This is a genomic window from Actinoplanes sp. L3-i22, assembly GCF_019704555.1.
In the GTDB taxonomy this organism is placed as follows: domain Bacteria; phylum Actinomycetota; class Actinomycetes; order Mycobacteriales; family Micromonosporaceae; genus Actinoplanes.
This window is the reverse complement of record NZ_AP024745.1, coordinates 9310739-9336635: the sequence shown is the minus strand read 5'-3', so window position 1 is coordinate 9336635 and position 25897 is coordinate 9310739. Positions and strand designations below refer to the sequence as shown.

At 73.6% G+C, this 25897-nt stretch carries 10 protein-coding genes; 3 read left to right on the top strand and 7 right to left on the bottom strand.

Annotation, left to right across the window (positions count from 1 at the left end; translation table 11 throughout):
• Positions 1-34: 34 nt before the first annotated feature.
• The 7 genes from L3i22_RS41580 to L3i22_RS41550 form a co-directional block, all read right to left on the bottom strand.
• A complete protein-coding gene (locus L3i22_RS41580; RefSeq protein WP_221322925.1) occupies positions 35-994 on the bottom strand; it encodes an ABC transporter substrate-binding protein in 960 nt (319 codons plus the stop codon).
• Entirely contained in the window at positions 988-1590 is a 603-nt protein-coding gene (locus L3i22_RS41575) for an ATP/GTP-binding protein (RefSeq protein WP_221322924.1), read from the bottom strand. Before L3i22_RS41575 ends, L3i22_RS41580 begins: the two co-directional genes overlap by 7 nt.
• Positions 1574-1984, bottom strand: a complete 411-nt coding sequence (locus tag L3i22_RS41570; RefSeq protein WP_221322923.1) for a DUF742 domain-containing protein — start codon at positions 1982-1984, stop codon at positions 1574-1576. Before L3i22_RS41570 ends, L3i22_RS41575 begins: the two co-directional genes overlap by 17 nt.
• Entirely contained in the window at positions 1981-2406 is a 426-nt protein-coding gene (locus L3i22_RS41565; protein WP_221322922.1) for a roadblock/LC7 domain-containing protein, read from the bottom strand. The genes L3i22_RS41570 and L3i22_RS41565 overlap by 4 nt, the downstream gene beginning before the upstream one ends.
• 47 nt (positions 2407-2453) lie before the next feature.
• Complete coding sequence (locus tag L3i22_RS41560) at positions 2454-4817, bottom strand: nitrate- and nitrite sensing domain-containing protein (protein WP_221322921.1); 2364 nt, start codon at positions 4815-4817, stop codon at positions 2454-2456.
• A gap of 483 nt (positions 4818-5300) precedes the next feature.
• Positions 5301-5888 (bottom strand): TetR/AcrR family transcriptional regulator, encoded by a 588-nt coding sequence (locus L3i22_RS41555; protein WP_221322920.1) that lies wholly within the window; start codon positions 5886-5888, stop codon positions 5301-5303.
• A 123-nt stretch (positions 5889-6011) separates the two neighbouring features.
• Positions 6012-7601, bottom strand: coding sequence for a PQQ-binding-like beta-propeller repeat protein (locus tag L3i22_RS41550; RefSeq protein ID WP_221322919.1), 1590 nt, complete (start codon positions 7599-7601; stop codon positions 6012-6014).
• Positions 7602-7823: 222 nt separating this feature from the next.
• Here L3i22_RS41550 and L3i22_RS41545 point away from each other — a divergent pair, with 222 nt between their 5' ends.
• Genes L3i22_RS41545 through L3i22_RS41535 form a run of 3 tightly spaced genes read left to right on the top strand, consistent with a single transcriptional unit; the run spans position 7824 to position 25830 of the window.
• Entirely contained in the window at positions 7824-12905 is a 5082-nt protein-coding gene (locus L3i22_RS41545) for an SDR family NAD(P)-dependent oxidoreductase (RefSeq protein WP_370644288.1), read from the top strand.
• A 19-nt stretch (positions 12906-12924) separates the two neighbouring features.
• Complete coding sequence (locus tag L3i22_RS41540; RefSeq protein ID WP_221322917.1) at positions 12925-21135, top strand: type I polyketide synthase; 8211 nt, start codon at positions 12925-12927, stop codon at positions 21133-21135.
• 6 nt (positions 21136-21141) lie between these two features.
• Positions 21142-25830: a type I polyketide synthase gene (locus tag L3i22_RS41535; protein ID WP_221322916.1), complete on the top strand. Its 4689-nt coding sequence runs from the start codon at positions 21142-21144 to the stop codon at positions 25828-25830.
• Positions 25831-25897: the final 67 nt, after the last annotated feature.

The window sequence follows — 25897 nt, the reverse complement described above, 5'->3', positions numbered from 1 at the left end:
CGGCGCCCGTCACCCGGCCTTCCCGTCGGTCCGCTCAGTCGAGCCAGGTCTCCCAGGTGGTGCGGTGCGCCTCGGCCCACTTCTTGGCGGCGTCCTCGGCGGACAGGTGGTTCTGGGTCATGTCCCGGGCGACCTCGTTCTGGTCGGCGTTGGTCCAGGTCCAGTTCCGGATGAAACCGGCCGCCGGCGAGCCCGAGTCGACGAACGCCTTCCGGCCGATCTTGTCGAGGTCGTACGGCTGGTAGTCGCACGCGATCTTGTCCGGGACGCTGTCGCAGCCGGGGGTGTACCTCGGCAGCGGGACGTGCACCAGCTTGACGTCGGTCAGCAGCCACTGCGGCTCGTAGAAGTAGCCGAGCAGCGGCGTCTTGTTCTTCTGCGCCTGCCGGAACGCGGCGATCAGCTTGTCCTCGCTGCCGGCGTAGACCATGGTGTAGTCCAGCTTGAGGTTCGTGATCAGCGCGGTGTCGTTGGTGACGAACGACGGGTCACCGGCCAGGAACTGTCCCTTGTCGCCGGACTTCGCCGTCCGGAACAGCTCGACCCGGTCGTTGAGCTTGGTCCAGTCGGTGATGTCCGGGTACTCCTCGGCCATCCACGGCGGGACGTACCAGCCGATGATGCCCTTGTTGCCGGTCAGGCCCATCTCGACGGCGACCTTCTGGCCGTCGATGTACTTGCGCTTCAGGTCGTCGTGGCCCCAGTTCTCCAGGATCACGTCGACACTGCCGTCGGACAGGCCCGCCCACGAGGTGGTCTCGCTCAGCTGGGTGGCCACCACCTGACAGCCGAGCTCCGTCTTGAGCAGGTATCCGACGACGGCGGCGTCGGCGGCGTACCCGGACCAGGGGTTGACCGCGATGTTGACCTTGCCGCAGCTGGCCTGGGCGGGTGCCCCGGGCGGTGGGGTGATCGCCGCCTCGGTGCCCGAGCAGCCGGCCAGCGCCGCGAGGCCGAGCACGGCCAGCGCCCGGGCGAGCCCGCGCCTCACCACGTCGACTCCGCCCGGGCCCGGCCCGCGCGCTTGGCGAGCACCTCCTCGGTGAGCGAGACCAGCACGTTCTTCACCGACTCGCGGTCGCGGGCGTCGCACTCCACCATCGGGATGCCCGCGCTGACGCCCAGCGCGTCGCGGACCTCGTCGGGGGAGAAGCGTTGCGCGCCGGTGAACCGGTTGACGCCGATGATGAACGGGATCTCGTGCTCCTCGAAGTAGTCGATCGCGGGGAAGGAGTCCTCGATCCGCCGCGTGTCGACCAGCACGATCGCGCCGAGCGCGCCGGTGACCAGGTCGTCCCAGAGGAACGCGAAGCGGTCCTGCCCGGGCGTGCCGAACAGGTAGAGCAGCAGCGCGTCGTCGAGGGTGATCCGGCCGAAGTCGAGGGCGACCGTGGTGGTGGTCTTCTCGGAGACCGCGGACGTGTCGTCGATACCGATCGACTTCTCCGTCATCTCGGCCTCGGTGACCAGCGGTTCGATCTCGGAGATGGCACCCACGAAAGTGGTCTTGCCGACCCCGAAACCGCCGCTGATGACGATCTTGACAGCGATGGGGTGCGCTGCCGACGGCTCGCTAGAGCGCCCGGACACGATCCCTGATCCTTTCGATCAAACTGGTGGAGAGCTCCTCGGGCTGTTGTTCCACGGCGAGGAATCCTTGAGTGATCAGATCGGCCACGATCACCCGGACCACGCCGAGCGGCGCGCGCAGCGCCACCGACAGGTCCGCGACCGACCGTGGGGACTGCGCGAGCTCGACGATGCGCCGCGACTCGAAGCGCAGCGGGGCCGACAGCGCGGCCGGGGCCGCGCGCAGCAGCGTCTCGACCCGCAGGCCGTCCTGCATCGGCTGGGTGCGCCCGTTGGTGAGCATGAACGGGCGGATCACCGGATCCTCGTCCAGCTCGCCGGAGTGCAGCCCGGACGACCGGCTACCCGCATACGGCAACGCCCCGGGCTCGGCGTCCCAATTGGTCCCGCTCATCGCGGTAGGTGTTGCCGGGACTCTGCGATCAACGCCGGCGTGAGCAGGCCGCCGAAGCGGTCGGCGAGCAGCGAGATCTCGTAGCCGACCAGGCCGAGATCGGACTCGCTGCCGGCCACCACGCCGAGGACGCTGCCACCGGAGATGACCGACACCAGCAGGAAGCCCCGGTGCATCTCGATCATGATGAGTTTCAGGCCGTCGAAGTCGTACTTGCGCGACGCGCTGCGGGCCAGGCTGGCCAGGCTGGAGACGATGGCGGCCAGTTGGTCCGCCTCGGCCCGGTTCAGCCCGTCCGAGCTGGCGATCAGCAGCCCGTCCGAGGACACCGCGACGGCGTCACGCACACCGTCCGTCTGGTGTACGAAGTTGCCGAGCAGCCAATTGAACTGGTGCCGGTCCGCCGAGGTGTCAACGCTCATCATTCTTCTTTCCAGGTTGCTGCCAAGGGGCCATTTCGGGGTACCGGTCACGACAACCCCGCTGTTTCGGCGTTACCACGCTGAATGCCACCGCGTAGCGCGTTGAGCCGGTCCCGCACCGCCTCCGGCGAGTCGCTGATCGGGGCCGGGCGCTCCACCGGCGCGGTGCTGGGCGCGTCCGCCCGTGGCTGGCCACGCTGCGCGCGGGGGATGCGCTTGCGCAGGCCGTTCGGAGTCCGCGGGGCGTCGTCGCCGGACGGGCCGGGCACGGTGTCGTCGACCACCACGTACTCGATGGCGGTTGCCGTGAGGGTCCGGTCGGCGGTGGCGACCGTGCTGGTCACGGCCGCGGCGGGGGCCTGCTCGGCGGTGAGCCGCCGCTGCGGGCGGGCCGGTTCGACCGTGGCGGTGACCTGCCGGGCCGGCGACCGGGCCGGCCGGCCCGCGGTGACCGCCGGCTGGTCGGTCAGGATCTCGGCGGGCAGCGTGATCCGGGCCGTCACGCCGGTCACCGGCGACGGGGTGAGCTGGACCTCGATGCCCATCTGCTGGGCCAGCCGGCCGACCACGTAGTGGCCGAGGAACCGGGCCGGCGCGGTGATGAAGTCACCCTCGCCGCGCAGTCGCGCGTTGGCCCGCTGCATCTCCTCCGGGGTCATCCCGACGCCCTGGTCGGTGACCGCGATCAGGTAGCCGGTGCCGATCCGGCGGCCGTGGATCTCCACGTCCATGTCCGGCGGGGAGAACGACAGGCCGTTCTCGATCAGCTCGGCGAGCATGTGCGCGATGCCGCTGACCGTGGAGCCGGCCACCAGCACGTCGTCCACCCGGCGCAGCGTGACCCGGCGGTACTCCTCGACCTCGGAGACCGCGGCGCGGATCACGTCCGGGACCATCAGCGGCTCGGAGAGCTGCCGCGGGCTCGCCGCGCCGACCAGGACCAGCAGGCTCTCCGCGTTCCGGCGCATGCGGGTGGCCAGGTGGTCGAGCTCGAAGAGGTTCGCCAGGCCGGTCGGGCTGGCCTCCTCCCGCTCCAGCTTGGTGATGAAGGCGAGCTGGCGGCGGAGCAGGTTCTGGTTGCGCCGGCCCAGGTTGGCCAGCGACTCGGCGGTGGTCCGGCGCAGCACCGCCTGCTCGGTGGCGAGCGCGTACGCCGTCTCCTGCACCCGGTCGAACGCGTCGGCCACCAGCAGGACCTCGTCGCTGGAGCCGCGGGGCACGAGCACCGGTGGTGGCGCCTCGGTGGCGGTGCCGGCCGAGGCCCGCTGCACCGCCTCCGGCAGCTGGGTGCTGGCCAGCTGGTTGGCCTCGCCGGCCAGCAGCGCCAGCGGCCGGGCCACCGACTTCGAGGCGACCGTGGCGAGCCAGACCGAGCCGGCCAGGCAGAGCAGCACGGCGCCGAGCAGCACGCCCATCCGGGTCGAGGCGTCGTCCTTCAGCGCCGCGGCGCGCGCCGTGATGACCGAGCCGACGTGGTGCTGCAACTGCAGCATGTCGTCCAGCACGGTGGTCTGCGCGGACCACCAGGACTGCGGGTTGACCTGGAGATACTTGCCGTCGCCGGAGAGCAGCGCGAGCCGCTCGAAGTAGGCCGCCTCGCGCGCCGCACCGGTGTCCATGGTGTAGTCGCGGCCCTGTTTCGCGGCCTGGTCGGCGTAGCGGTCGAAGGCGGTCAGCGACGCGTCCCGGGTCGCCCGCATGGTCACGAACTGGAGGAACTCGCCCCGCTTGAAACCGCTGGCGGAGAAGACCCCGTTGAGGAACGCCCGCTCCTGGGCGGTGGCCTCCTTGACCGCGCCGAGCGACTCCAGCGCGGCCGCGCCCTGGCGCAGCTCGGCGTCGCCGGTGCTGTCCAGGTCGAAGTCGAGGTTGCCGAGGTCGGCGATCCGCGCGGTGTAGTAGCCGACGGTGGCGACCTGCTTGCCGGAGCCGGTGTCGGTGCCGGCCCGGACGCTGGTCAGGCCGTCCAGCGCCTGGACCGCGACGGAGACCCGGTCGGCGACCGTACCGCCGCCGGTGGTCAGCCGCTCCACCTCGCCGCGGCGCAGGTCGACCTGGTTGCGGGCGCGCTGCAGCTCGGTGCTGAACGCGTCGTTGCCGCCGAGCAGGCCTGCCGCCAGGCCACGTTCGGTCTGCAACCCCTGGACCAGTTCCTGGACCGCGAGGTCGAGGGTGACGGCGTGCGCGGTCGCGGCGGCCGTACGGTAGTTGTCGATCTCGCTGACCGCCACGATGGTGAGCAGCACCAGGGTGGTCGCGACGGGTAGGGCCAGGGTGCGGACCACGCGCTGGCGGATGGTGCCGCCGGTCCGGCGACGCCGAGTCGCCCGGTCCGTGGGACCGGCGCTGGGCTCGGGCGGGTTGTCCCCGACCGGCTCGGACTGCTCGGCGTCCTCAGCGTGGACGGACAAGCGATCAGCTCCTCTGTCGACTGCCGGCCCGGGCGCGGTCACGGCCGGCAGGCAAAGTCGAATTCACTACGGAAATACCGTTACGTGGTGATGCAAAGTCGAGAGGCGGAACAGCGCGAAATGCGGCCCCGGGGGAATGGGGCCGATCCTCCATGATCGCCGGAATAGGATCTGCCCTTTGTCCTTGGTGGTCAACACCGCGGGGCGAAATTTACTGCGCTGCAACCTCTTTATGCAGCTACGCGACTACTCCCGGTCATATGGGAGCGCTCTCAGTCGCTCCCTGTGAACTTGCTGCCAACGCCGCCCGCGCGACGCCCGCCCGGCACGAAGCCCGGCCGCCGGGGACGCGGGCCGCTCGGCCCGGCGAAAACACGGGACCGGATCCGGCGGCGGGGCGGCCTTTCCGGATTGGTGACCGGTCGGCGTCAGAATTGATTCTTCCGCCCGATCCGGCGCGGCAAAGGCGGGTGACCGAATGGGTCAGGGCGCGGCCGGGGCGATCGTGGTCGCCATCCGGCGCAGCGCGGCGGTCAGGTCCGCCGCCGACGGCGCCTGCTCCGGGTCGATCAGCCACTGGGTCAGGACACCGGTCAGCAGCGCCTGGTGAAACGTGCCCACCGCGACCGTCTCCGCCGGTGTGGCCGGGATCGGCGAGACGTCGAACAGCTCGGCCAGCCCCAGCCGCGCCGCCGCCAGCCCGCCGGCGAGCTGGTCGCGGACCTCGGTCTGGTGCTGGCTCTGGGTCAGCGCCTCGAGCTGCATCGCCCACAGCGCGCGGTGCGCCTGGAACGACTCGATGATCCGCACCCAGACCGCCTCGAAGCGCTCCAGCGGGCCGGCGTCGGCCAGGTCGTCGGCGGCCAGCGCCTTCGACATCTCGTCGCCCCACTCCTGCATGATCTGGAACAGGGCGGCGTTGAGCAGGGCCTCGGTCGAGCGGTAGTGATAGCCGATGGCGGCCAGGCTGGTGCCGGCGGCGGTCGAGATGTCGCGCGCCGTGGTGCGGGCGTAGCCCTTCTCGTACAGGCAGTGTTTCGCGCCCTCCAGCAGAGCCTCTCGATTTCCCATGGCGGCGATCCTACTCGTCTAAGACATCCGTATGAAACGAAAGTACAAGGCTTTTCCGCAGGTAGAGCGACGGGTGCGGGGCCCGGCTCAGCCGGGCCCCGCATGAATCGGACGGAAGGGGATTTACTTGCCGTCCACCGAGAAGGCGTAGAACGTTCCGGTGGTGAAGCTGCCCGTGGTGCCCGCCCCGAGGGCGAACTTCTGGTAGCCGTTGCCCCAGTAGACGACCCCGTCGACGACGGCCGCGCCGGCGTTCGACGAGTACGGCGCCGCGAAGTCCCAGAGGATGCTGCCGGTCGCCGAGTCCATCGCGTACATGTGCCCGCTGGTGTCACTGCCGTAGAGCACGTCCGCGGCCACGGTCAGCGGCCCCCACGCGAAGCCCGGGTTCGGGTCGGCCACCTGCCAGAGGATCTGGCCGTTGCTCGGGTTCAGCGCGGCATAGCTGCTGCCGGTGATCGTGGTGCCGTTCGGCAGCGTGTACGGCGTGTGGAAGAAGTCCGCCTCGGCCAGGTAGATCCGCTTGGTGTCCCAGGCCGTGCCCCACATGATCCCGCCGACGTGCCCGCCGGGGCCGGCCGCCGCGCTCCACAGCACCGCGCCGGTCTCCGGGTCCATCGCCCAGTACTCGCCGCTCTTCTCGCCGCCGCCGACCGCTTCCTTGATCTTGCCGGTGGCGTCCTTGTACGCGAACAGGTGCGCCCCGTCGCCGAAGTCGTAGTCGTAGCCGGGGTTGGCCGGGCAGTTGTTCGGCGGCAGGCCGGGGATGCACGAGGCGTTCCAGGCGTCGAACCGCATCGCCCCGGTCGCCCACTTGACCGCGCCGGTCTTCAGGTCCAGGGCCAGGATCGAGTCGATGTGGTTGTCCGGGGAGTAGCACTGCGGCGGGGTGCCGCCGGCGGTCTGGCAGGCGTTGACGCTGTCCGGCACGCGGTAGTTCTGGCCGCTGGTCACGAAGACCGTGCCGCGGACCGGGTCGATCGACGGGGTGCCCCACATCGCGCCACCGGCGTACCCGGTCGGCTGGCCGCCGTTGTCCGGGACCATGTAGCGCTTCCACAGCACCGCGCCGGTGGTCGCGTCGACGGCGTTGAAGTTGCCGCGGAACGTGCAGCACTTGTAGGTCGGGTCGAACGCCGACATCTCGCCCTCGGTGGACGACACACCCTCGTAGACGACGCCGTTGTAGACGATCGGCGACATCGTCAGGATCGCCGCGATGTGCGGGTCGAGCTGGGTGCTCCACTTCAGCGCGCCGGTGGTGGCGTCGACGGCGAGCAGTCGCGCGCCGGTCTGCGTACCCAGGTAGAGGGTGTTGCCGGAGATGACCACGGCGGTCCGGGAGATCGAGCCGGCCACCCCGTCGTAGTCGGAGATCTGGTGCGACCAGACCTGCGCTCCGGTGGCCGCGTCGACCTTGTAGAGGTAGCCGCCCCAGTCCGGGAAGTAGACCGCGCCCTTGGCCACCGTCGGCGTCGCCGACACGTCTCCGTGGGTGGTGAACTTCCACTTCGGCTTGAGCCGGCTCACGGTCTTCGTCGTGATCTTCGTTTCCAGCAGGTTGGCCCGCGTGTTCAGCAGGTCGTGACCGTTCATCGTCCAGTCGGTCAGCGGGTTGGCGGCGGCCGGCGTGGCCTCGGTCAGCGGAACGGCCGCGGCGGCCAGCGCCACCGCGACGAAAGCGCCGGCCAATCGTACGGATGTGGAACGCAACGAGCGCAGCATGACGATCCTCCGGATTTACAAAGGAATTGATTTCGGCAGCCCTGAAGTGATCGACCGAAAGCTAGCTCTCGCATTGACCCGGGTGGTACCCCTACGAACCCCACTCCCGCCGGGCGCACCCGCGACCACCAGCGGATAAGGGTCCGAGCCGACGCGCAGGGGTGATGTCCCGGCCGCCGCGATTCCTAGATTGAGCCTCGAAATGCTCATGTGAAATTGCTTCGAGGCAAGGCGGCAGGGATGAGCGAAGAAGCACGACTCCTCGACTATCTCAAGCGGGCCACCGTCGATCTCCGCGAGGCCCGCCGGCAGGTCGGCGAGCTGGAGGCGCGGAGCTGCGAGCCGATCGCGATCGTCGGCATGGCGTGCCGGTTCCCCGGCGGGGTCTCCTCGCCGGAGCAGCTGTGGCGGCTGGTGGCCGACGGCGGCGACGCCGTCACCCCGTTCCCGGTCGACCGCGGCTGGGATCTGGTCGGCCTCTACGACGCGGAACCCGGCAAGCCCGGGAAGAGCTACGCCCGGGACGGCGGCTTCCTGCACGACGCGGCCGACTTCGACCCGGCGTTCTTCGGCATCTCGCCGCGCGAGGCGCTCGGCATGGACCCGCAGCAGCGCCTGCTGCTGGAGACCACCTGGGAGACCTGCGAGAGCGCCGGCATCGACCCGCGCTCGCTGCTGGGCACCGCGACCGGCGTCTACGCCGGCGTGATGTACCACGACTACGCGGGCAGCAGCGCCGGCAGCCTGGTCTCCGGCCGGGTCGCCTACACCCTCGGGCTGGAGGGCCCGGCGCTGAGCATCGACACCGCCTGCTCGTCGTCGCTGGTCGCGGTGCACGAGGCCTGCCAGGCGCTGCGCGCCGGCGAGGTCACCCTGGCGCTGGCCGGCGGGGTCACCGTGATGAGCACCCCGGAGATGCTGATCTACTTCAGCGAGCAGCGCGGCCTCGCGCCGGACGGCCGCTGCAAGGCGTTCGCCGGCGCCGCCGACGGCACCGGCTGGGGCGAGGGCGCCGGCCTGCTGCTGCTGGAGCGGCTCTCCGACGCCCAGCGCAACGGCCGGACCATCCTCGGTCTGGTCCGCGGCTCGGCGGTCAACCAGGACGGCGCCAGCAACGGCATGACCGCGCCGAACGGACCGGCCCAGCGCCGGGTGATCCGGGCCGCGCTGGCCGCCGCCCGGCTCACCGCCGACCAGGTCGACGTGGTCGAGGCGCACGGCACCGGCACCACGCTGGGCGACCCGATCGAGGCGCAGGCGCTGCTCGCGACCTACGGTCAGGACCGGTCGGTCCCGCTGCTGCTCGGCTCGGTCAAGTCGAACCTCGGGCACACCCAGGCCGCCGCCGGCGTCGCCGGGATCATCAAGATGGTCCAGGCGATGCGCCACGGCGTCGTGCCGAAGACCCTGCACGTCGACGAGCCGTCCCCGGTCGTCGACTGGTCGGCCGGCCGGATCGAGCTGGCCACCGAGACCGTCGACTGGCCGGCCGCCGACCGCCCGCGCCGCGCCGCGATCTCCTCGTTCGGCCTGAGCGGCACGAACGCCCACGTCATCGTCGAGCAGGCGCCCCCGGCCGACGCGCCGGCCGAGCGCGCGCCGCACCCCGGCCCGCTCCCGATCGCGGTCTCCGCGCACACCCCCGAGGCCCTCGACGCCCAGACCGCGCGCCTCGCCGCGGCTCCCGGCGACCGCCTCGACGTCGCCTTCTCCTCCTTCACCGCCCGCGCCGCCCTGGAGCACCGCCGCGTCCTGCTCGGCGACGACCGGATCACCGGCGCGGTCACCGGCGGCAAACTCGCGGTCCTCTTCACCGGCCAGGGCTCGCAGCGCCTGGGCATGGGCCGCGACCTCTACCAGCGCTTCCCGGTCTTCGCCGCGGCCTTCGACCAGGCCGGCTCAAAGATCAAAGACCTTGCTTGGGGTACGGACGTGGACGCGCTCGCCCGGACCGCCACCACCCAGGTCGCGATCTTCGCGTTCGAGGTAGCCCTGTTCCGCCTCCTGGAGTCGTGGGGAGTCAAGCCCGACTACCTGGCCGGCCACTCGATCGGCGAGATCGCCGCGGCTCACGTGGCCGGTGTCTTCTCCCTCGACGACGCGCTGAAGCTGGTTTCCGCGCGTGGCCGCCTGATGCAGGCGCTGCCGGCCGGTGGCGTGATGGTCGCCGTCGCCGCCCCGGCGAGCGCCATCGAGCTGATCGACGGCGTCGACATCGCCGCCGTGAACGGCCCGACCTCCACGGTTTTGTCGGGAATTTCGGACCGGGTCGACGCGGTGGTCGCGAAGCTGGGCGTCAAGGCCACCCGGCTGAACACCTCGCACGCGTTCCACTCGCACCTGATGGAACCGATGCTGGACGAGTTCCGGCAGGTCGTCCAGGAGATCGACTTCGCCGTCCCGCAGATCCCGGTGCTGGTCGCGGACGGCGACGTGCTGGACCCCGGCTACTGGGTCGGCCACGTGCGCAACACCGTCCGCTTCCACGACGTGGTCACCCGCCTGCTCGACCGCGGCGTCGACACGTTCCTGGAGGCCGGCCCGGACGCCACGCTCACCGGCCTGGGCCGGCAGATCAGCGACGACGCCACGTTCATCGCGCTGCAGCACCGCACGCAGCCCGAGGAGCTCCAGCTGCTGACCGGGCTGGCCACCGCCTGGACCCGCGGCGCCGGGGTCGACTGGGCGCCGCTGCTGGCCGGCGGCCGCCGGATCGACCTGCCCACCTACGCCTTCCAACGCCAGCGCTACTGGCAGGACGCGCCGGTCACCGGCGCCGACCCGGCCGCGATGGGCCTGACCGGGCAGGACCACCCGCTGCTCAGCGCGGCGGTCGCCGTCCCGGGCGCGGACCTCACGGTGCTCACCGGGCGGCTCGACCCGGCCGGTCAGCCGTGGCTCGCCGACCACGGCATCGGGGGCACGGCGATCCTGCCCGGTACCGCGTACCTCGAAATGGTCTTGCACGCCGCGGCCGTGACCGACACGCCCCGCCTGGCCGAGCTGATCCAGGAGGCCCCGCTTCCGGTCGCCGGGCCCGGCGGCGCCGCGATCCGCGTGGTGGTCGGGCCGCCGGAGGGCGGGCGGCGCGGCGTCGCGGTCTTCTCCCGGCAGGCCGACGCCTCCGGCGAGGAACTGCCGTGGATCCGCAACGCGCACGGCACGCTCGCCCCGGCCGAGGCGACCGCCCCGGCGGTGCTCAGCGTCTGGCCGGCGCCCGGCGCGACCCCGCTGAACCTGACCGGCCTCGCCGAGCGCCTGGCCGCGGCCGGGCACCACTACGGCCCGGCCTTCCAGGGACTGCGCGCCGCCTGGCAGCGCGGCGAGGAGCGGTTCGCCGAGGTCGCGCTCCCCGAGGAGCACCGCGCCGACGCGCACCGCTACGGCGTGCACCCGGCGCTGCTGGACGCGGCGATGCACGTGGACGGGCTCGACGACGCCCCGGACGCCCCGGCGATGATGCCGTTCGTCTGGAGCGACGTCACGCTGCACGGCTCGGCCGGCCCGGCGGTCCGGGTCAAGCTGGTCCGTACCGCCGCCGACAGCATCTCGCTGGTCGTCGCCGACGCGGCCGGCGCCCCGGTCCTGACCGTCGGCTCGCTGGTGTCCCGTCCGGCCGCGACCGGCGAGACCCACGCGCCGCTCTACCGCGTCGAGGCCACCCCGATCACCCCGCCGGCCGCCCCGGTGCCGTTCACCGCGGCCGCGGCCGACACCGACCCGGTACGAACCCTGGAGCTGCTGCAACGCTGGCTCGCCGACGCCGGCAACAGCGACCGCACGCTGCTGGTCACCACCGACGGCTCGCGGGCCCAGGCCCCGGCGGCCGGGCTGGTCCGGGCCGCCCAGGCGGAGAACCCGGGCCGGATCGTGCTGGCCGACACCGGCGGGCGGGACGTGCCCGCCGAGCTGCTCGGCACGGCCGTCGCCAGTGGCGAACCCGAACTCACCATCCGCGGGACCACCCTGACCGTGCCCCGGCTGGCGCCCGCCCCGCCGTCCGGTACGCCGGTCACCCTGGACCCGGCGGGCACCGTGCTGATCACCGGTGGCGGTGGCCTGGGCGCGCTGGTCGCCCGGCACCTGGTCACCGCGTACGGCGTACGTCACCTCGTCCTGGCGAGCCGCCGCGGTGTTGCCGCACCCGGCGTCGCCGAGCTCGTCGCCGACCTGGCCGAGCGGGGCGCGGACGTCACCCCGTACGCGGTGGATCTCACCGACCGCGCCGCGGTCGCCGCCCTGATCGCCTCGGTGCCCGCCGGTCGTCCGCTGACCGCCGTCGTGCACACCGCCGCCGTGCTCGACGACGGCGTGCTCACCGGCCTCACCCCGGACCGGCTCGCCGCCGTGCTCCGGCCCAAGGTCGACGCCGCCGGCCACCTGCACGAGCTGACCCGGGACCTGGCCGCGTTCGTGCTCTTCTCCTCGGCGTCCGGGCTGCTCGACGCGGCCGGCCAGGGCGCGTACGCCGCCGCCAACGCCTACCTCGACGCGCTCGCCCGGGACCGGGCCGCCGCCGGGCTGCCGGCCACCTCGATCGCCTGGGGCCTGTGGACCGGCACCGGCGGCCTGGACGACAAGCTGACCGCCGCCGACGTGCGGCGGATGAGCCGCTCGGGCGTCCGCCCGCTCGGCCCGGAGCGGGGCCTGGCCCTGTTCGACGCGGCGCTGGCCGGCGCCGAGCCGGTCCCGGTCGCGCTCGACCTCGACCTGCCGGCGCTGCGCCGAGCCGGCACCGTCCCGCCCGCACTGCGCGGACTGGTCCCGGCGCCGGTGACCGCCCCGGTCGCGGCCCGCGGCGACGACCTCACCGGCCACCTGGCCACCCTCGCCGCCGACGAGCAGGAGACCGTCCTGCTCGACCTGGTCTGCGGGCACGCCGCCGCGGTGCTGGGCCACGACGACCCGCGCGGCATCGGTGCCGGCAAGGGCTTCACCGACCTGGGCCTCGACTCGCTCGGCGCCCTGGAACTGCGCAACCGGCTGGCCGCCGCGACCGGGCTGCGGCTGCCCGCCACCCTGATGTTCGACTACCCCAGCCCGTGGCTGCTGGCCCGGTTCCTGCTCGCCGAGCTGGCCCCGCCGGTGCTGCCCACGGTCGACGACGCGACCGCGAAACGCCTGATCGAGGCGATCCCGGTCGGCACGCTGCGCTCGGCCGGGCTGCTCGACGCACTGCTGGCGCTGGCGCCTCAGGACAGCACGACGCCCGCGCCGGACGCCGGCGCGATCTCCGACATGGCCATTGACGACCTGGTCGCCGCGGCGCTCGCCGTCGGCGGACCGAACTGACCGGAAGGCGGCACCTGCCGTGAACACGTCTGTGGATCAGATCGTCGAGGCGCTGCGCCGGTCGATGCGGGACAACGAGCGGCTGCGCGCCGAGAACGACCGGCTGGCCTCGGCCGGCAGCGAGCCGATCGCCGTGGTCGGCATGGCCTGCCGCTTCCCCGGCGGGATGACCTCGCCCGAGCAGCTCTGGGCGGCCGTCCTGGACGGTCGCGACGGGGTCGGCGACTGGCCGGCCGACCGGGGCTGGGACCTGGACGGCATCTACGACCCGGAGCCCGGCAAGCCCGGCCACTGCTCCACCCGGCAGGGCGCGTTCCTCTACGACGCGGCCGACTTCGACGCCGAGCTGTTCGGCATCTCGCCGCGCGAGGCCCTGGAGATGGACCCGCAGCAGCGGCTGCTCCTGGAGACCTCGTGGGAGGCGCTGGAGCGGGCCGGCGTCGACCCGTCCGGGCTGCGTGGCAGCAGCACCGGCATGTTCGCCGGCGTGATGTACCACGACTACCCGGAGGGCTCGGCCGGCAGCATCGTCTCCGGCCGCGTCTCCTACGTGCTCGGCCTGGAGGGACCGGCCGTCACGGTCGACACCGCCTGCTCGTCGTCGCTGGTCGCGCTGCACCTGGCGATCCAGTCGCTGCGCAGCGGCGAGTGCTCGCTGGCGCTGGCCGGCGGCGTCACCGTGATGTCCACGCCGACCACGTTCGTCGAGTTCAGCGAGCAGCGCGGGCTGGCCCCGGACGGCCGGTGCAAGCCGTTCGCCGGTGGCGCCGACGGCACCGGCTGGGGCGAGGGCGTCGGCGTGCTCGTCGTCGAGAAGCTCTCCGACGCCCAGCGGCTCGGGCACGAGGTGCTCGCCGTGGTCCGCGGCTCGGCGATCAACCAGGACGGCGCGAGCAGCGGCCTGACCGTCCCGAACGGGCCCGCCCAGCAGCGGGTCATCCGGGCCGCGCTGACCGGCGCCGGACTGGCCGCGACCGACGTCGACGCGGTCGAGGCGCACGGCACCGGCACCACCCTCGGCGACCCGATCGAGGCCCAGGCGCTGCTGGCCACGTACGGCCGGGGGCGCGCGGCGGACCAGCCGCTCTGGCTCGGCTCGATCAAGTCGAACATCGGGCACACCCAGGCCGCGGCCGGCGTCGCCGGCATCATCAAGATGATCCAGGCGATGCGGTACGGGACGCTGCCGCGCACCCTGCACGTCGACGAGCCGTCCCCGATGGTCGACTGGGCGGCCGGCGAGGTCCGCCTGCTCACCGAGGCGATCGCCTGGCCGGACCGGAACCACCCGCGCCGCGCCGCGGTGTCGTCCTTCGGCCTCAGCGGCACCAACGCCCACGTGATCCTCGAGCAGGCCCCGCCCGCCCCTGCCGCCGCCGCGCCCGCCCCTGCCGAACTCGCCGACCGGCTGGTGCCGCTGCTGGTGTCGGCCCGCACGCCCGAGGCGCTCGACGGCCAGATCACCCGCATCCAGGACCACCCGGGCACGCCCGCCGACATCGCCTACTCCCTGCTCACCGGCCGGGCACGCCTGCCGCACCGCGCCGGAGTCATCGGCGACCGCGTCGTCACCGGCGAGGTCGCCGACGGCCGCCTGGCGGTCCTGTTCGCCGGCCAGGGCTCCCAGCGACTAGGCATGGGTCACGATCTCTACCAGCGCTTCCCGGTCTTTGCCGCGGCCTTCGATGCGGCCGGCTCAAAGATCAAAGACATTGCTTGGGGTACGGACGAAGCCGAGCTCGCCAAGACGGTCCACACGCAGGTGGCGGTCTTCGCCTTCGAGGTAGCCCTGTTCCGCCTCCTGGAGTCCTGGGGCGTCAAGCCCGACTATCTGGCCGGCCACTCGATCGGCGAGATCGCCGCAGCTCACGTGGCCGGTGTCTTCTCCCTCGACGACGCGGTGAAGCTGGTTTCCGCGCGCGGCCGCCTGATGCAGGCGCTGCCCACGGGCGGGGTGATGGTCGCGGTCGCCGCCCCGGAGAGCGCCATCGAGCTGATCGACGGCGTCGACATCGCCGCGGTGAACGGCCCGTCCTCGACGGTTTTGTCGGGAATTTCGGACCGGGTCGACGCGGTGGTCGCGAAGCTGGGCGTCAAGGCCACTCGGCTGAAGACGTCGCACGCGTTCCACTCGCACCTGATGGAGCCGATGCTGGCGGAGTTTGGACAAATCGCCCGGGAAATCTCCTACCGCGCGCCGGCCATCCCGGTAGTCACTGCCGGTGGTGACGTGACCGATCCGGATTACTGGGTCGAGCACGTCCGCAACACCGTCCGCTTCTACGACATCGTCACTGACCTGCTCGGTCGGGGCGTGACCACGTTCCTGGAGGCCGGCCCGGACGCCACCCTCACCGGCCTCGGCCGGCAGATCAGCGACACCGCCACGTTCATCGCCCTGCAGCACCGGATCCGCCCGGAGGAGCCGGAGCTGCTCGCCGGCCTGGCCACCGCCTGGACCCGCGGCGCCGAGCCCGACTGGACCCCGCTGCTGGCCGGCGCCCGCCGGATCGAGCTGCCCACCTACGCCTTCGACCGCCGCCGCTTCTGGCCGGACACCACCGCCGCCGGCACCGACCCGGCCGCCATCGGTCTCACCCGGCCGGACCACCCGCTGCTCGGCGCCGTCATCCCGAACCCGGATACCGGCGGTGTGACCCTCACCGGCCGGATCGGCCTCGACACCCAGCCCTGGCTCGCCGACCACGAGGTGCTCGGCTCGGTCCTGCTGCCCGGCACCGCCTACGTCGACCTGGCCCTGCGCGCCGGCGACGAGGCCGGCTGCCCGGTCCTGGCCGACCTGGTCCAGGAGGCGCCGCTGGTGCTGCCCGCCCGGGGCGGCGTCCGGCTGCAGGTGGTGGTGGGCGAGAAGACCACCGCCGGCGCCCGCCCGGTCCAGATCTGGTCCCGCCCCGAGCAGGCCTCCGACGACACCCCCTGGCTCCGCCACGTCAGCGGCGAACTGACCGACACCCTGACCGGCGACGACGCGGACACCCCCGGCGACCTGACCGCCTGGCCGCCGCCGGGCGCGGTGGCGCTGGCCACCGGGGACGCCTACGACCGGCTGCGCGCGAGCGGCTACGGCTACGGCCCGGTCTTCCAGGGGCTGACCGCCGCCTGGCAGCTCGGCGACGACCTGTACGCCGAGGTGGCGCTCCCGGCCCCGGCCCACCCCGACGCCACCGCGTTCGGCCTGCACCCGGCGCTGCTGGACGCGGCCATGCACGCCGAACTGCTGCGCGACACCGGCGACGGCGACGGCACCGAGCTGCCGTTCGCCTGGACCGGTGTGACCCTGCACGCCGCCGGCGCCACCGCGGCCCGGGTCCGGATCACCCACCCGGCCGCCGACCGGATCGCCCTGCTCGTCACGGACGGCACCGGCCGGCCGGTGCTGACCGTCGAGGCGCTGGTCTCCCGCCCGCTGACCGCCGAGCGGCTGACCCCACCCCCGGCCACCGAGGACGCCCTGCTCAGCATCGCCTGGCCGGCCGTCCCCAACCCCGGCCCCGCCGCCCGGACGGCCGCGCCCGGAGCAACCGGCACCGCAGCGCAGCCGGAGATCGTGCACATCTACGAGCCGGACGACCTGGACCTGATCGGCGCGGCCGGCACCCACCTGACCGTGGTCGCCTCGATCGCGCCGCGAACCACCGGCGACGTGCCGGCCCGGACCCGCGGGACCACCGTCGACACCCTGCTCCTGGTGCAGCGCTGGCTGGCCCGCCCGGAGGCCGCCGACTCCCGGCTGGTGCTGGTCACCCACCACGCGGTCCCGGCCGCCCCGGCCGACGACGTGGACGTCACCACCGCCCCGGTCTGGGGCCTGGTCCGGGCGGCCCAGGCCGAGCACCCGGACCGGATCGTGCTGCTGGACACCGACACCGCCCCGGACCAGGAGCTGGACGCGGACCTGCTGGCCCGGGCGATCGCCACCGGCGAGCCGGAGCTGGCCCTGCGCGACGGCGAGCTGCGCACCCCCCGCCTGGTGCCGGCCGGCGTCACCGCGACCGGCGACGACCCGTGGACCGGCGGAACCGTGCTGATCACCGGCGGCACCGGCGGCCTCGGCGCGCTGCTCGCCGGGCACCTGGTCGAGCGGGGCGTCCGCGGCCTGGTCCTGACCAGCCGCCGCGGCCCGGCCGCCCCGGGCGCGACCGAGCTGGCCGAGCGTCTCACCGCGGCCGGCGTCACCGTCCGCGTCGTCGCCTGCGACGTCGCCGACCGGGCCGCCGTGGCCGGGCTGATCGCCGCGATCGGCGCCGACCTGACCGGCATCGTCCACGCCGCCGGGGTCGGCGACAACGCCCTGCTGGAGCACCTCGACGAGGCCCGGATCGGGTCGGTGCTGGCGCCCAAGGCGGACGCCGCCTGGCACCTGCACGAGCTCACCCAGGACCTGCCGATCCGCGCGTTCGTGCTGCTCTCCTCGGCCGGCGGGCTGGTCCTCGCGGCCGGGCAGGGCAACTACGCGGCGGCCAACATCTTCCTCGACGCGCTCGCCGCGCACCGGCACGGCCGCGGCCTGGCGGCGACCGCGCTGGCCTACGGGCTGTGGGACGCCGGTTCCGGCCTGGCCGCCGAGCTGACCGACACCGATCGGGACCGGATGCGCCGGCTCGGCCTGCCCGCGCTGGGCACGCCGGAGGCTCTGGAGCTGTTCGACCGGGCGGTCGGCAGCGGCGCGCCGCACCTGGTGCCGTTGCCGGTGGACCGGGCGGCGCTGCGGTCGCGTACCGACGAACCGCCCGCGCTGCTGCGCGGCCTCTCCGCCGGGCGCCCCGCCCGGGCCCGCGCCGCCGCCGGTGGCACCGCGAACACGCTGGTCACCCGGCTGAGCGGGCTGTCCGCGACGGACCGCGACCGGCAGCTGCTGCAGCTGGTCCGCGAGCAGGTCGCCGCGGTGCTCGCGCACTCCTCGGCGGACGCGATCGCCCCCGAGCGGCCCTACAGCGACCTGGGCTTCGACTCGCTCACCGCGGTCGAGCTGCGCAACGCGCTGAGCGCGGCGACCGGGCTGCGGCTGCCGGCGACGCTGGTCTTCGACCACCCGACCGCCGCCGCCACCGCCCGGCTGCTGCGCGACGAGCTGCTCGGCGCCCAGGCGCCCGCGCCGGTCGTGGCGGCACCGGCGGCGACCGCCGACGACACCATCGCGATCGTCAGCATGGCCTGCCGGTTCCCGGGTGGGGTCGCCTCGCCGGAGGACCTGTGGCAGCTGGTCGCCGAGGGGGCCGACGCGGTCGGCGAGTTCCCCGCCGACCGCGGCTGGGACCTGGACGGCATCTACGACCCGGAGCCGGGCAAGCCGGGACGCAGCTACACCCGGCACGGCGCGTTCCTCTACGACGCCGCCGACTTCGACCCGGCGCTGTTCGAGATCTCGCCGCGCGAGGCGGTCGGCATGGACCCGCAGCAGCGGCTGCTGCTGGAGGTGGCCTGGGAGACCCTGGAGCGGGCCGGGCTGGACCCGAGCGCGCTGCGCGGCAGCGATACCGGGGTCTTCACCGGCGTGATGTACCACGACTACGCCGGGGGAGCGGCCGGCAGCATCGTCTCCGGCCGGGTCTCCTACGCGCTGGGCCTGGAGGGCCCGGCCGTCACGGTCGACACCGCCTGCTCGTCGTCGCTGGTCGCGCTGCACTGGGCGATCCAGGCGCTGCGCGCCGGCGACTGCTCGCTCGCGCTGGCCGGCGGCGTGACGGTGATGTCCACCCCGGAGATGCTCTGCTACTTCAGCGAGCAGCGCGGCCTGTCCCCGGACGGCCGCTGCCGGTCGTTCGCCGGCGCGGCCGACGGCACCGGCTGGGGTGAGGGCGCCGGGCTGCTCCTGCTGGAACGGCTCGCCGACGCCGAGCGCAACGGCCACGAGGTGCTCGCCGTGGTCCGCGGCTCGGCGGTCAACCAGGACGGCGCCAGCAACGGGCTGACCGCGCCGAACGGGCCGGCCCAGCAGCGGGTGATCCGGGCCGCGCTGGCCGGGGCGCGACTGCGCGCCGCCGACGTGGACGTGGTCGAGGCGCACGGCACGGGCACCGTGCTGGGCGATCCGATCGAGGCGCAAGCCCTGCTGGCGACGTACGGGCAAGGTCGTGATCTTGATCTTCCGCTGCTGCTCGGGTCGGTCAAATCGAACATCGGGCACACCCAGGCCGCGGCCGGGGTCGCCGGGATCATCAAGATGGTCCAGGCCATGCGGCACGGGATCGTCCCGCAGACCCTGCACGTCGACGAGCCGTCGCCGGTGGTCGAGTGGGACGCCGGGAACGTGCGGCTGGTGACCGAGCCGGTCGCGTGGCCCGAGGTGGGCCGGCCGCGGCGGGCGGCGGTCTCGTCGTTCGGGCTCAGCGGCACGAACGCGCACGTCATCCTCGAACAGGGTCCGGTCAATCCGGCAAGCGCCGTGGTTGACGAGACGGCCGGACCGCTCCCGGTCGCGATCTCGGCACGGACGCCCGGAGCCGTCGCCGGCGGGGCGGCCCGCCTCGCCGCCACCGCGACCGGTTCCCTGGCCGACCTCGCGTGGTCCTCGTTCCACACCCGGGCTGCCCTGGAACACCGCCTGGTCGTGCTCGCCGACGACACCGAGGACCTCAGCCGCCGGCTGGCCGACGGCACCGGAATCTTCGGCGCGGTGGCCTCCGGGCAGACCGCGATGCTGTTCACCGGGCAGGGCTCGCAGCGCCCCGGCATGGGTCGTGACCTGTACGAACGCTTCCCGGTCTTCGCCGCCGCGTTCGACGCGACCGGTCTTGCGGCGCCCTGGGAGCTGTCCGCGGAGGAGCTGGCCCGGACCGGCAACACCCAGCCCGCGGTGTTCGCCTTCGAGGTCGCCCTCTACCGGCTCCTGGAGTCGTGGGGCGTCCGGCCCGACTACCTGGCCGGGCACTCGATCGGGGAGATCGCCGCGGCGCACGTGGCCGGTGTCCTCTCACTGCACGACGCGGTGAAGCTGGTGACCGCACGGGGCCGCTTGATGCAGGCGCTGCCGCCGGGCGGGGTGATGGTCGCGGTGGAAGCACCGGAAAGCGCGATCAACCTGATCGACGGCGTGGACATCGCCGCCGTGAACGGCCCTACCTCAAGCGTTCTGTCGGGAATCTCGGACAAAGTCGAGGAGGTCGTCGCGGAACTCGGGGTGAAGGCCACCCGGCTGAACACCTCGCACGCGTTCCACTCGCACCTGATGGAGCCGATGCTCGCCGAGTTCGAGCAGGTGGTCCGCGGCCTCACCTTCGCCCCGCCGGCCATCCCGCTGATCGTCGCGGTCGGCGCCGAGGTCACCGACCCGGCCTACTGGGTCCGGCACGTACGCGCCACGGTCCGCTTCGCCGAGGTGGTCACCGACCTGCTCGGCCGGGGCGTCAGCACGTTCCTGGAGGTCGGCCCGGACGCCACGCTGACCGGGCTGGGCCGCCGGATCAGCGACGCCGCCACGTTCCTGAACCTGCAGCACCGGAGTCGTCCGGAGGTCCGGGAGCTGCTCGCCGGAGTGTCCGCCGCCTGGACCCGCGGGGTGCCGGTGGACTGGGCGCCGCTGCTGGCCGGCGGACGGGTGGTGCCGTTGCCGACGTACGCCTTCGACCGCCGCCGCTTCTGGATGTCGCACGAGCCGGGCGCCCGGACCGGCGCGGTGACCGCCGGCCCGGTCGAGGAGGCCGCCGACCCGACCGGCCTGCGGCACACCCTGGCCGGGCTGCCGGCCGGGGACGGCGACCGGATGCTGCTGCGCCTGGTCCGGACGCACGTCGCCGCGGTCCTCGGGCACGGGTCGATCGACGAGGTCGCCCCGGACCGGCCGTTCAAGGAGCTGGGGTTCGACTCCAACGCCGCGGTCGAGCTGCGCAACCGGCTCAACCAGGCGACCGGGGTGACCCTCCCGGCCACGCTGGTCTTCGACCACCCCACCTCGGAGGCGGTCGCCGCGCTGGTCCGTGACCTGCTCACCCCGCGCGCCGAGGACCCGGTGGCGACCGTGCTCGCCGAGGTCGACCGGCTCGACGAGCTGCTGGGCCGCGCCGAGGTGAACGGCGGCCGGGCCCGGGTCGCCACCCGCCTGGAGGCGCTGCTGCGCCGCTGGCAGCGCGGCGACGAGAGCGCCACCCACCCGGACCCCGACGACGACTTCGACCTGGACTCCGCCACCGATGACGAGCTGTTCGCCGCCCTGGACGGACAGCTCGGCCTCGCCGGCACCTCCGACTCCGACCACGCCGAGATTGGTTGATCAGCGATGGCGAACGACGACAAACTTCGTGACTACCTCAAACGCGCCACGGCCGAGCTGCAGCAGTCCCAGCGGCGGCTGCGGGAACTCGAGGACGAGGCCCGCGAGCCGATCGCCATCGTCGCGATGAGCTGCCGTTTCCCGGGTGGTGTCAGCAGCCCCGAGGACCTGTGGGAGCTGGTCGCCGAGGGCCGCGACGGGATCACCCAGTTCCCGGTGAACCGCGGCTGGCCCACCGACCTCTACGACCCGGAGCCGGCCACGCCGGGCAGGACCTACTCGACCGAGGGTGGATTCCTGCACGACGCCGGGGACTTCGACGCGGATTTCTTCAAGATCAGTCCCCGCGAGGCCGCCGACACCGACCCGCAGCAGCGGCTGCTGCTGGAGACGTCGTGGGAGGCGTTCGAGCGGGCCGGCATCGACCCGCAGTCGCTGCGCGGCAGCCGGGTCGGGGTGTTCACCGGCGTGGTCTACCACGACTACGGCGTCGGCGGCAGCACCGGCGGGCTGGCCAGCGTCGTCTCCGGCCGGGTCGCCTACAGCCTCGGGCTGGAGGGCGCCGCCGTCACGGTCGACACCGCCTGCTCGTCGTCGCTTGTCGCGCTGCACTTCGCGATGCAGTCGCTGCGCGCCGGCGAGTGCTCGCTCGCGCTGGCCGGCGGCGTGACCGTGATGTCCACGCCGGCCTCGTTCATCGGCTTCAGTCAGCAGCGCGGGCTCGCGCCGGACGGGCGCTGCAAGGCGTACGCGGACGCGGCCAACGGCACCGGCTGGGGCGAGGGCGCCGGCCTGCTGCTGCTGGAGCGCCTCTCCGACGCCCGGCGCAACGGCCACGAGGTGCTCGCCGTGGTGCGCGGCTCGGCGATCAACCAGGACGGCGCCAGCAACGGCCTGACCGCCCCGAACGGCCCGTCCCAGCAGCGCGTCATCGAGGCGGCGCTGGCCACCGGCGGGCTCACCGCCAACGAAGTGGACGCGATCGAGGGCCACGGCACCGGGACCGTGCTCGGCGACCCGATCGAGGCGCAGGCGCTGCTCGCGACGTACGGCCGGGGTCGTCCGGCGGACCGTCCGCTGTGGCTCGGCTCGATCAAGTCGAACATCGGGCACGCCCAGGCCGCGGCCGGCGTCAGCGGGATCATCAAGATGGTCCAGGCGATCCGGCACGGCGTCCTCCCGCCCAGCCTGCACGTCGACGAGCCGTCCACGGTGGTCGACTGGAGCGCCGGCCACGTCCGCCTGCTGACCGAGAGCCGGCCGTGGCCGGACAACGGTCACCCGCGCCGGGCCGGGGTCTCCTCGTTCGGCCTGAGCGGCACGAACGCGCACGTGATCCTGGAGCAGGCGCCGCCGGTCGCGCCGGTCCCGGCCGCGGCCGCGCCGGCCGGTCCGCTTCCGGTCGCGATCTCCGCGCGTACGCCGGAGGCCCTCACCGCCCAGCTCGACCGCTGGCACACGCACCTGGCGGCCCGTCCCGCGGACACGCTCCTGGACGTGGCGCACTCCTCGTTCGCGACCCGCGCCGCGCTGGCCCACCGGACCGTCGTCCTCGCCGCCGACCGCGACGAACTGCTCGCCGGCCTCGCCGCGGACCACCGGCCGATCACCGGCGTGGTGACCCCGGGCCCGCTGGCCGTCCTGTTCACCGGCCAGGGCTCCCAGCGCCTCGGCATGGGTCACGATCTCTACCAGCGCTTCCCGGTCTTCGCCGCGGCCTTCGACCAGGCCGGCTCAAAGATCAAAGACATTGCTTGGGGTACGGACGAAGCCGAGCTCGCCAAGACGGTCCATACCCAGGTTGCAGTCTTCGCCTTCGAGGTCGCCCTGTACCGCCTCCTGGAGTCCCTGGGAGTCAAGCCCGACTACCTCGCCGGTCACTCGATCGGAGAGATTGCCGCAGCTCACGTGGCGGGTGTGTTCTCCCTGGACGACGCGCTGAAGCTGGTTTCCGCCCGTGGCCGGCTGATGCAGGCGCTGCCGGCCGGGGGTGTGATGGTCGCGGTGGCCGCTCCGGCGAGCGCGATTCAGTTGGTTGACGGTGTCGACATTGCGGCCGTGAACGGGCCGGCGTCGACGGTTTTGTCGGGAATTTCGGACAAAGTTGAAGCGCTGGTCGCGAAGCTGGGCGTCAAGGCGACCCGGCTCAACACCTCGCACGCGTTCCACTCGCATCTGATGGAGCCGATGCTCTCAGAGTTCGGACAAATCGCCCGCGAGATCGCCTATTCGTCGCCGACCATCCCGGTCGTCACCGCCGGTGGTGACGTGACCGATCCTGACTACTGGGTCGAGCACGTCCGCAACACCGTCCGCTTCCACGACATCGTCACGGACCTGCTCGGCCGAGGCGTGACTACCTTCCTAGAAGCCGGCCCGGACTCGACGCTCACCGGGCTCGGGCGGCAGATCAGCGACGACGCGGCGTTCATCGCGCTGCAGCACCGCAATCGGGACGAGTTGCTGACCGGCCTGGCCACCGCCTGGACCCGGGGCGTCGAGATCGACTGGACGCCGCTGCTGGCCGGCGGCCGCAAGACCGACCTGCCCACCTACGCGTTCCAGCGCAAGACCTACTGGTCCGCCGAGGAGCCCCCGGCCACCGCCTCCACCGACCCGCTCGACGCCACCTTCTGGGACTTCATCGAACGCCAGGAGTGGACCGACCTCGCCGAGCGCCTCGCCGTCGACCCGGCCGCCCTGGGCGCCACCCTCCCGGCGATCGCCACCCTGCGCGCCGACCACCAGCAGCGCACCACCGTCGACTCCTGGCGCTACCGGCTCACCTGGAGCCCGCTCGCCGAGCCGGCCGACACCCCGCGCACCGGCACCTGGCTGGTCGTCGCCCCGCCCGGCGAGGACCGCTCGGCCGCCGTCGTCAAGGAACTGACCCGCCGCGGCAACAAGGTGGTCCAGTTCGACGTCACCGACCCCGGCCGCGCCGAGCTGGCCGCCCGGCTGCGCACCGTGGAGCCGCCGGCCGGCGTGCTGTCCCTGCTCGCCCTGGACGGCGAGCCGGGCGGGCACCCGACCCTGACCCGCGGCGCCGCCGCCACGGTCACCCTGGTCCAGGCCCTGCTGGACGCCGAGATCGGCGCGCCGCTCTGGCTGCTGACCGCCGGGGCGATGGCCCTGGAGACCGAGCGGACGCCGGTCGACGCGGCCCAGGCCCGGCTCTGGGGCCTGGCCACCGGCCTGTCCCTGGACCTGCCGGCCACCTGGGGCGGCATCGCCGACCTGCCCGCCGACGCCGACGAGGCGACCCTGCGCCGGCTCGGCGCGGTGCTGGTGTCCGGAGCGGGGGAGGACCGGATCCTGGTCCGCCCGAACGGCCTGTTCGCCCGCCGCCTGGTCCCGGCCCCCACCGGCGGCGCGCCGGTGAAGCGTCAGTGGCGCCCGCGCGGCACCGTGCTGGTCACCGGCGGCACCGGCGGCATCGGCGCCCACCTGGCCCGCTGGCTGGCCGCCGAGGGCGCCGAGCACCTGGTCCTGACCAGTCGCCGGGGCCCGGACGCGACCGGCGCCGCCGAGCTGGCGGCCGAGCTGACCGCGGCCGGCACCGAGGTGACCCTGGCCGCCTGCGACATCGCCGACCGCGACCAGGTCGCCGCCCTGCTCGCGGCGATCCCCGCGGACCGCCCGCTGCGCGCCGTGGTGCACGCGGCCGGCCTGGCCCAGCGCCTCGCCGGGCTGGACGAGCTGAGCCTGGCCGAGTTCGCCGAGGTCGGGCACGCCAAGATCGCCGGCGCCGAGCACCTGGACGAGCTGCTCGGCGACCGGGAGCTGGACGCGTTCGTGCTGTTCTCGTCGGGTTCCGCGGTGTGGGGCAGCGGCGGGCAGAGCGCCTACGGCAGCGCCAACTCCTACCTCGACGCGCTCGCGGTGCGCCGCCGCGCGGCCGGCCGGACCGCCACCGCGATCGCCTGGGGCGCCTGGCGGACCGGCATGGTCGACGAGGAGCTGGCCGCCGCGATGCGCCGGATCGGTGCCCCGGCGATGCCCGCCGACCTGGCCGTCGCCGCGTTGCGCCAGGCGCTCGAACAGGACGACACGTCGCTGGTGGTGGCCGACATCGACTGGGCGGCGTTCGCTCCGACGTACACGATGGCTCGCCGCCGCCCGCTGCTGGACGAGCTCGCCGAGGTTCGGGCCGCGCTCGCCGACGGCGACGCGGACACCGCCGGCGGCAGCGAGCTGGCCGCCCGCCTCGACGGGCTGCCCGCCGCCGAGCAGCAGCGGATCCTGCTCGACCTGGTCCGGGACGGCGTCGCCGGGATCCTCGGCTACGACTCCGGCACCGCCGTCGACCCCGGCCGGGCCTTCGACGACCTGGGCTTCGACTCGGTCTCCGCGGTCGAGCTGCGGACCCGGCTCGGCCAGGCCACCGGCCGCAAGCTGCCGACCACGCTGATCTTCGACTACGCCACCCCGGCGGCGCTCGCCGAGCACCTGCACGGCGCGCTCTGCGACACCGGCGGCGACGCCCTGACCTGGCTGGACCGCCTCGAACAGGCGGCCGGCGAGCTGACCGCCGACGAGATCGACCGGAACCGGATGACCGCCCGGCTGCAGGCGGTCCTGGCCCGGCTCACCACCACCCTCGGCTCGGACGGCGGCGCGGCCGTCGGCGACCGGCTCGACGCGGGCTCGGCGGAGGACGTCTTCGCCTTCATCGACCAAGAACTCGGCCTCTAGCAGCCGCGACCTCCCTGACCTCCTGTACCGCTGCGACGCGAAGGACCGGTGACCCCCGATGGGCAAC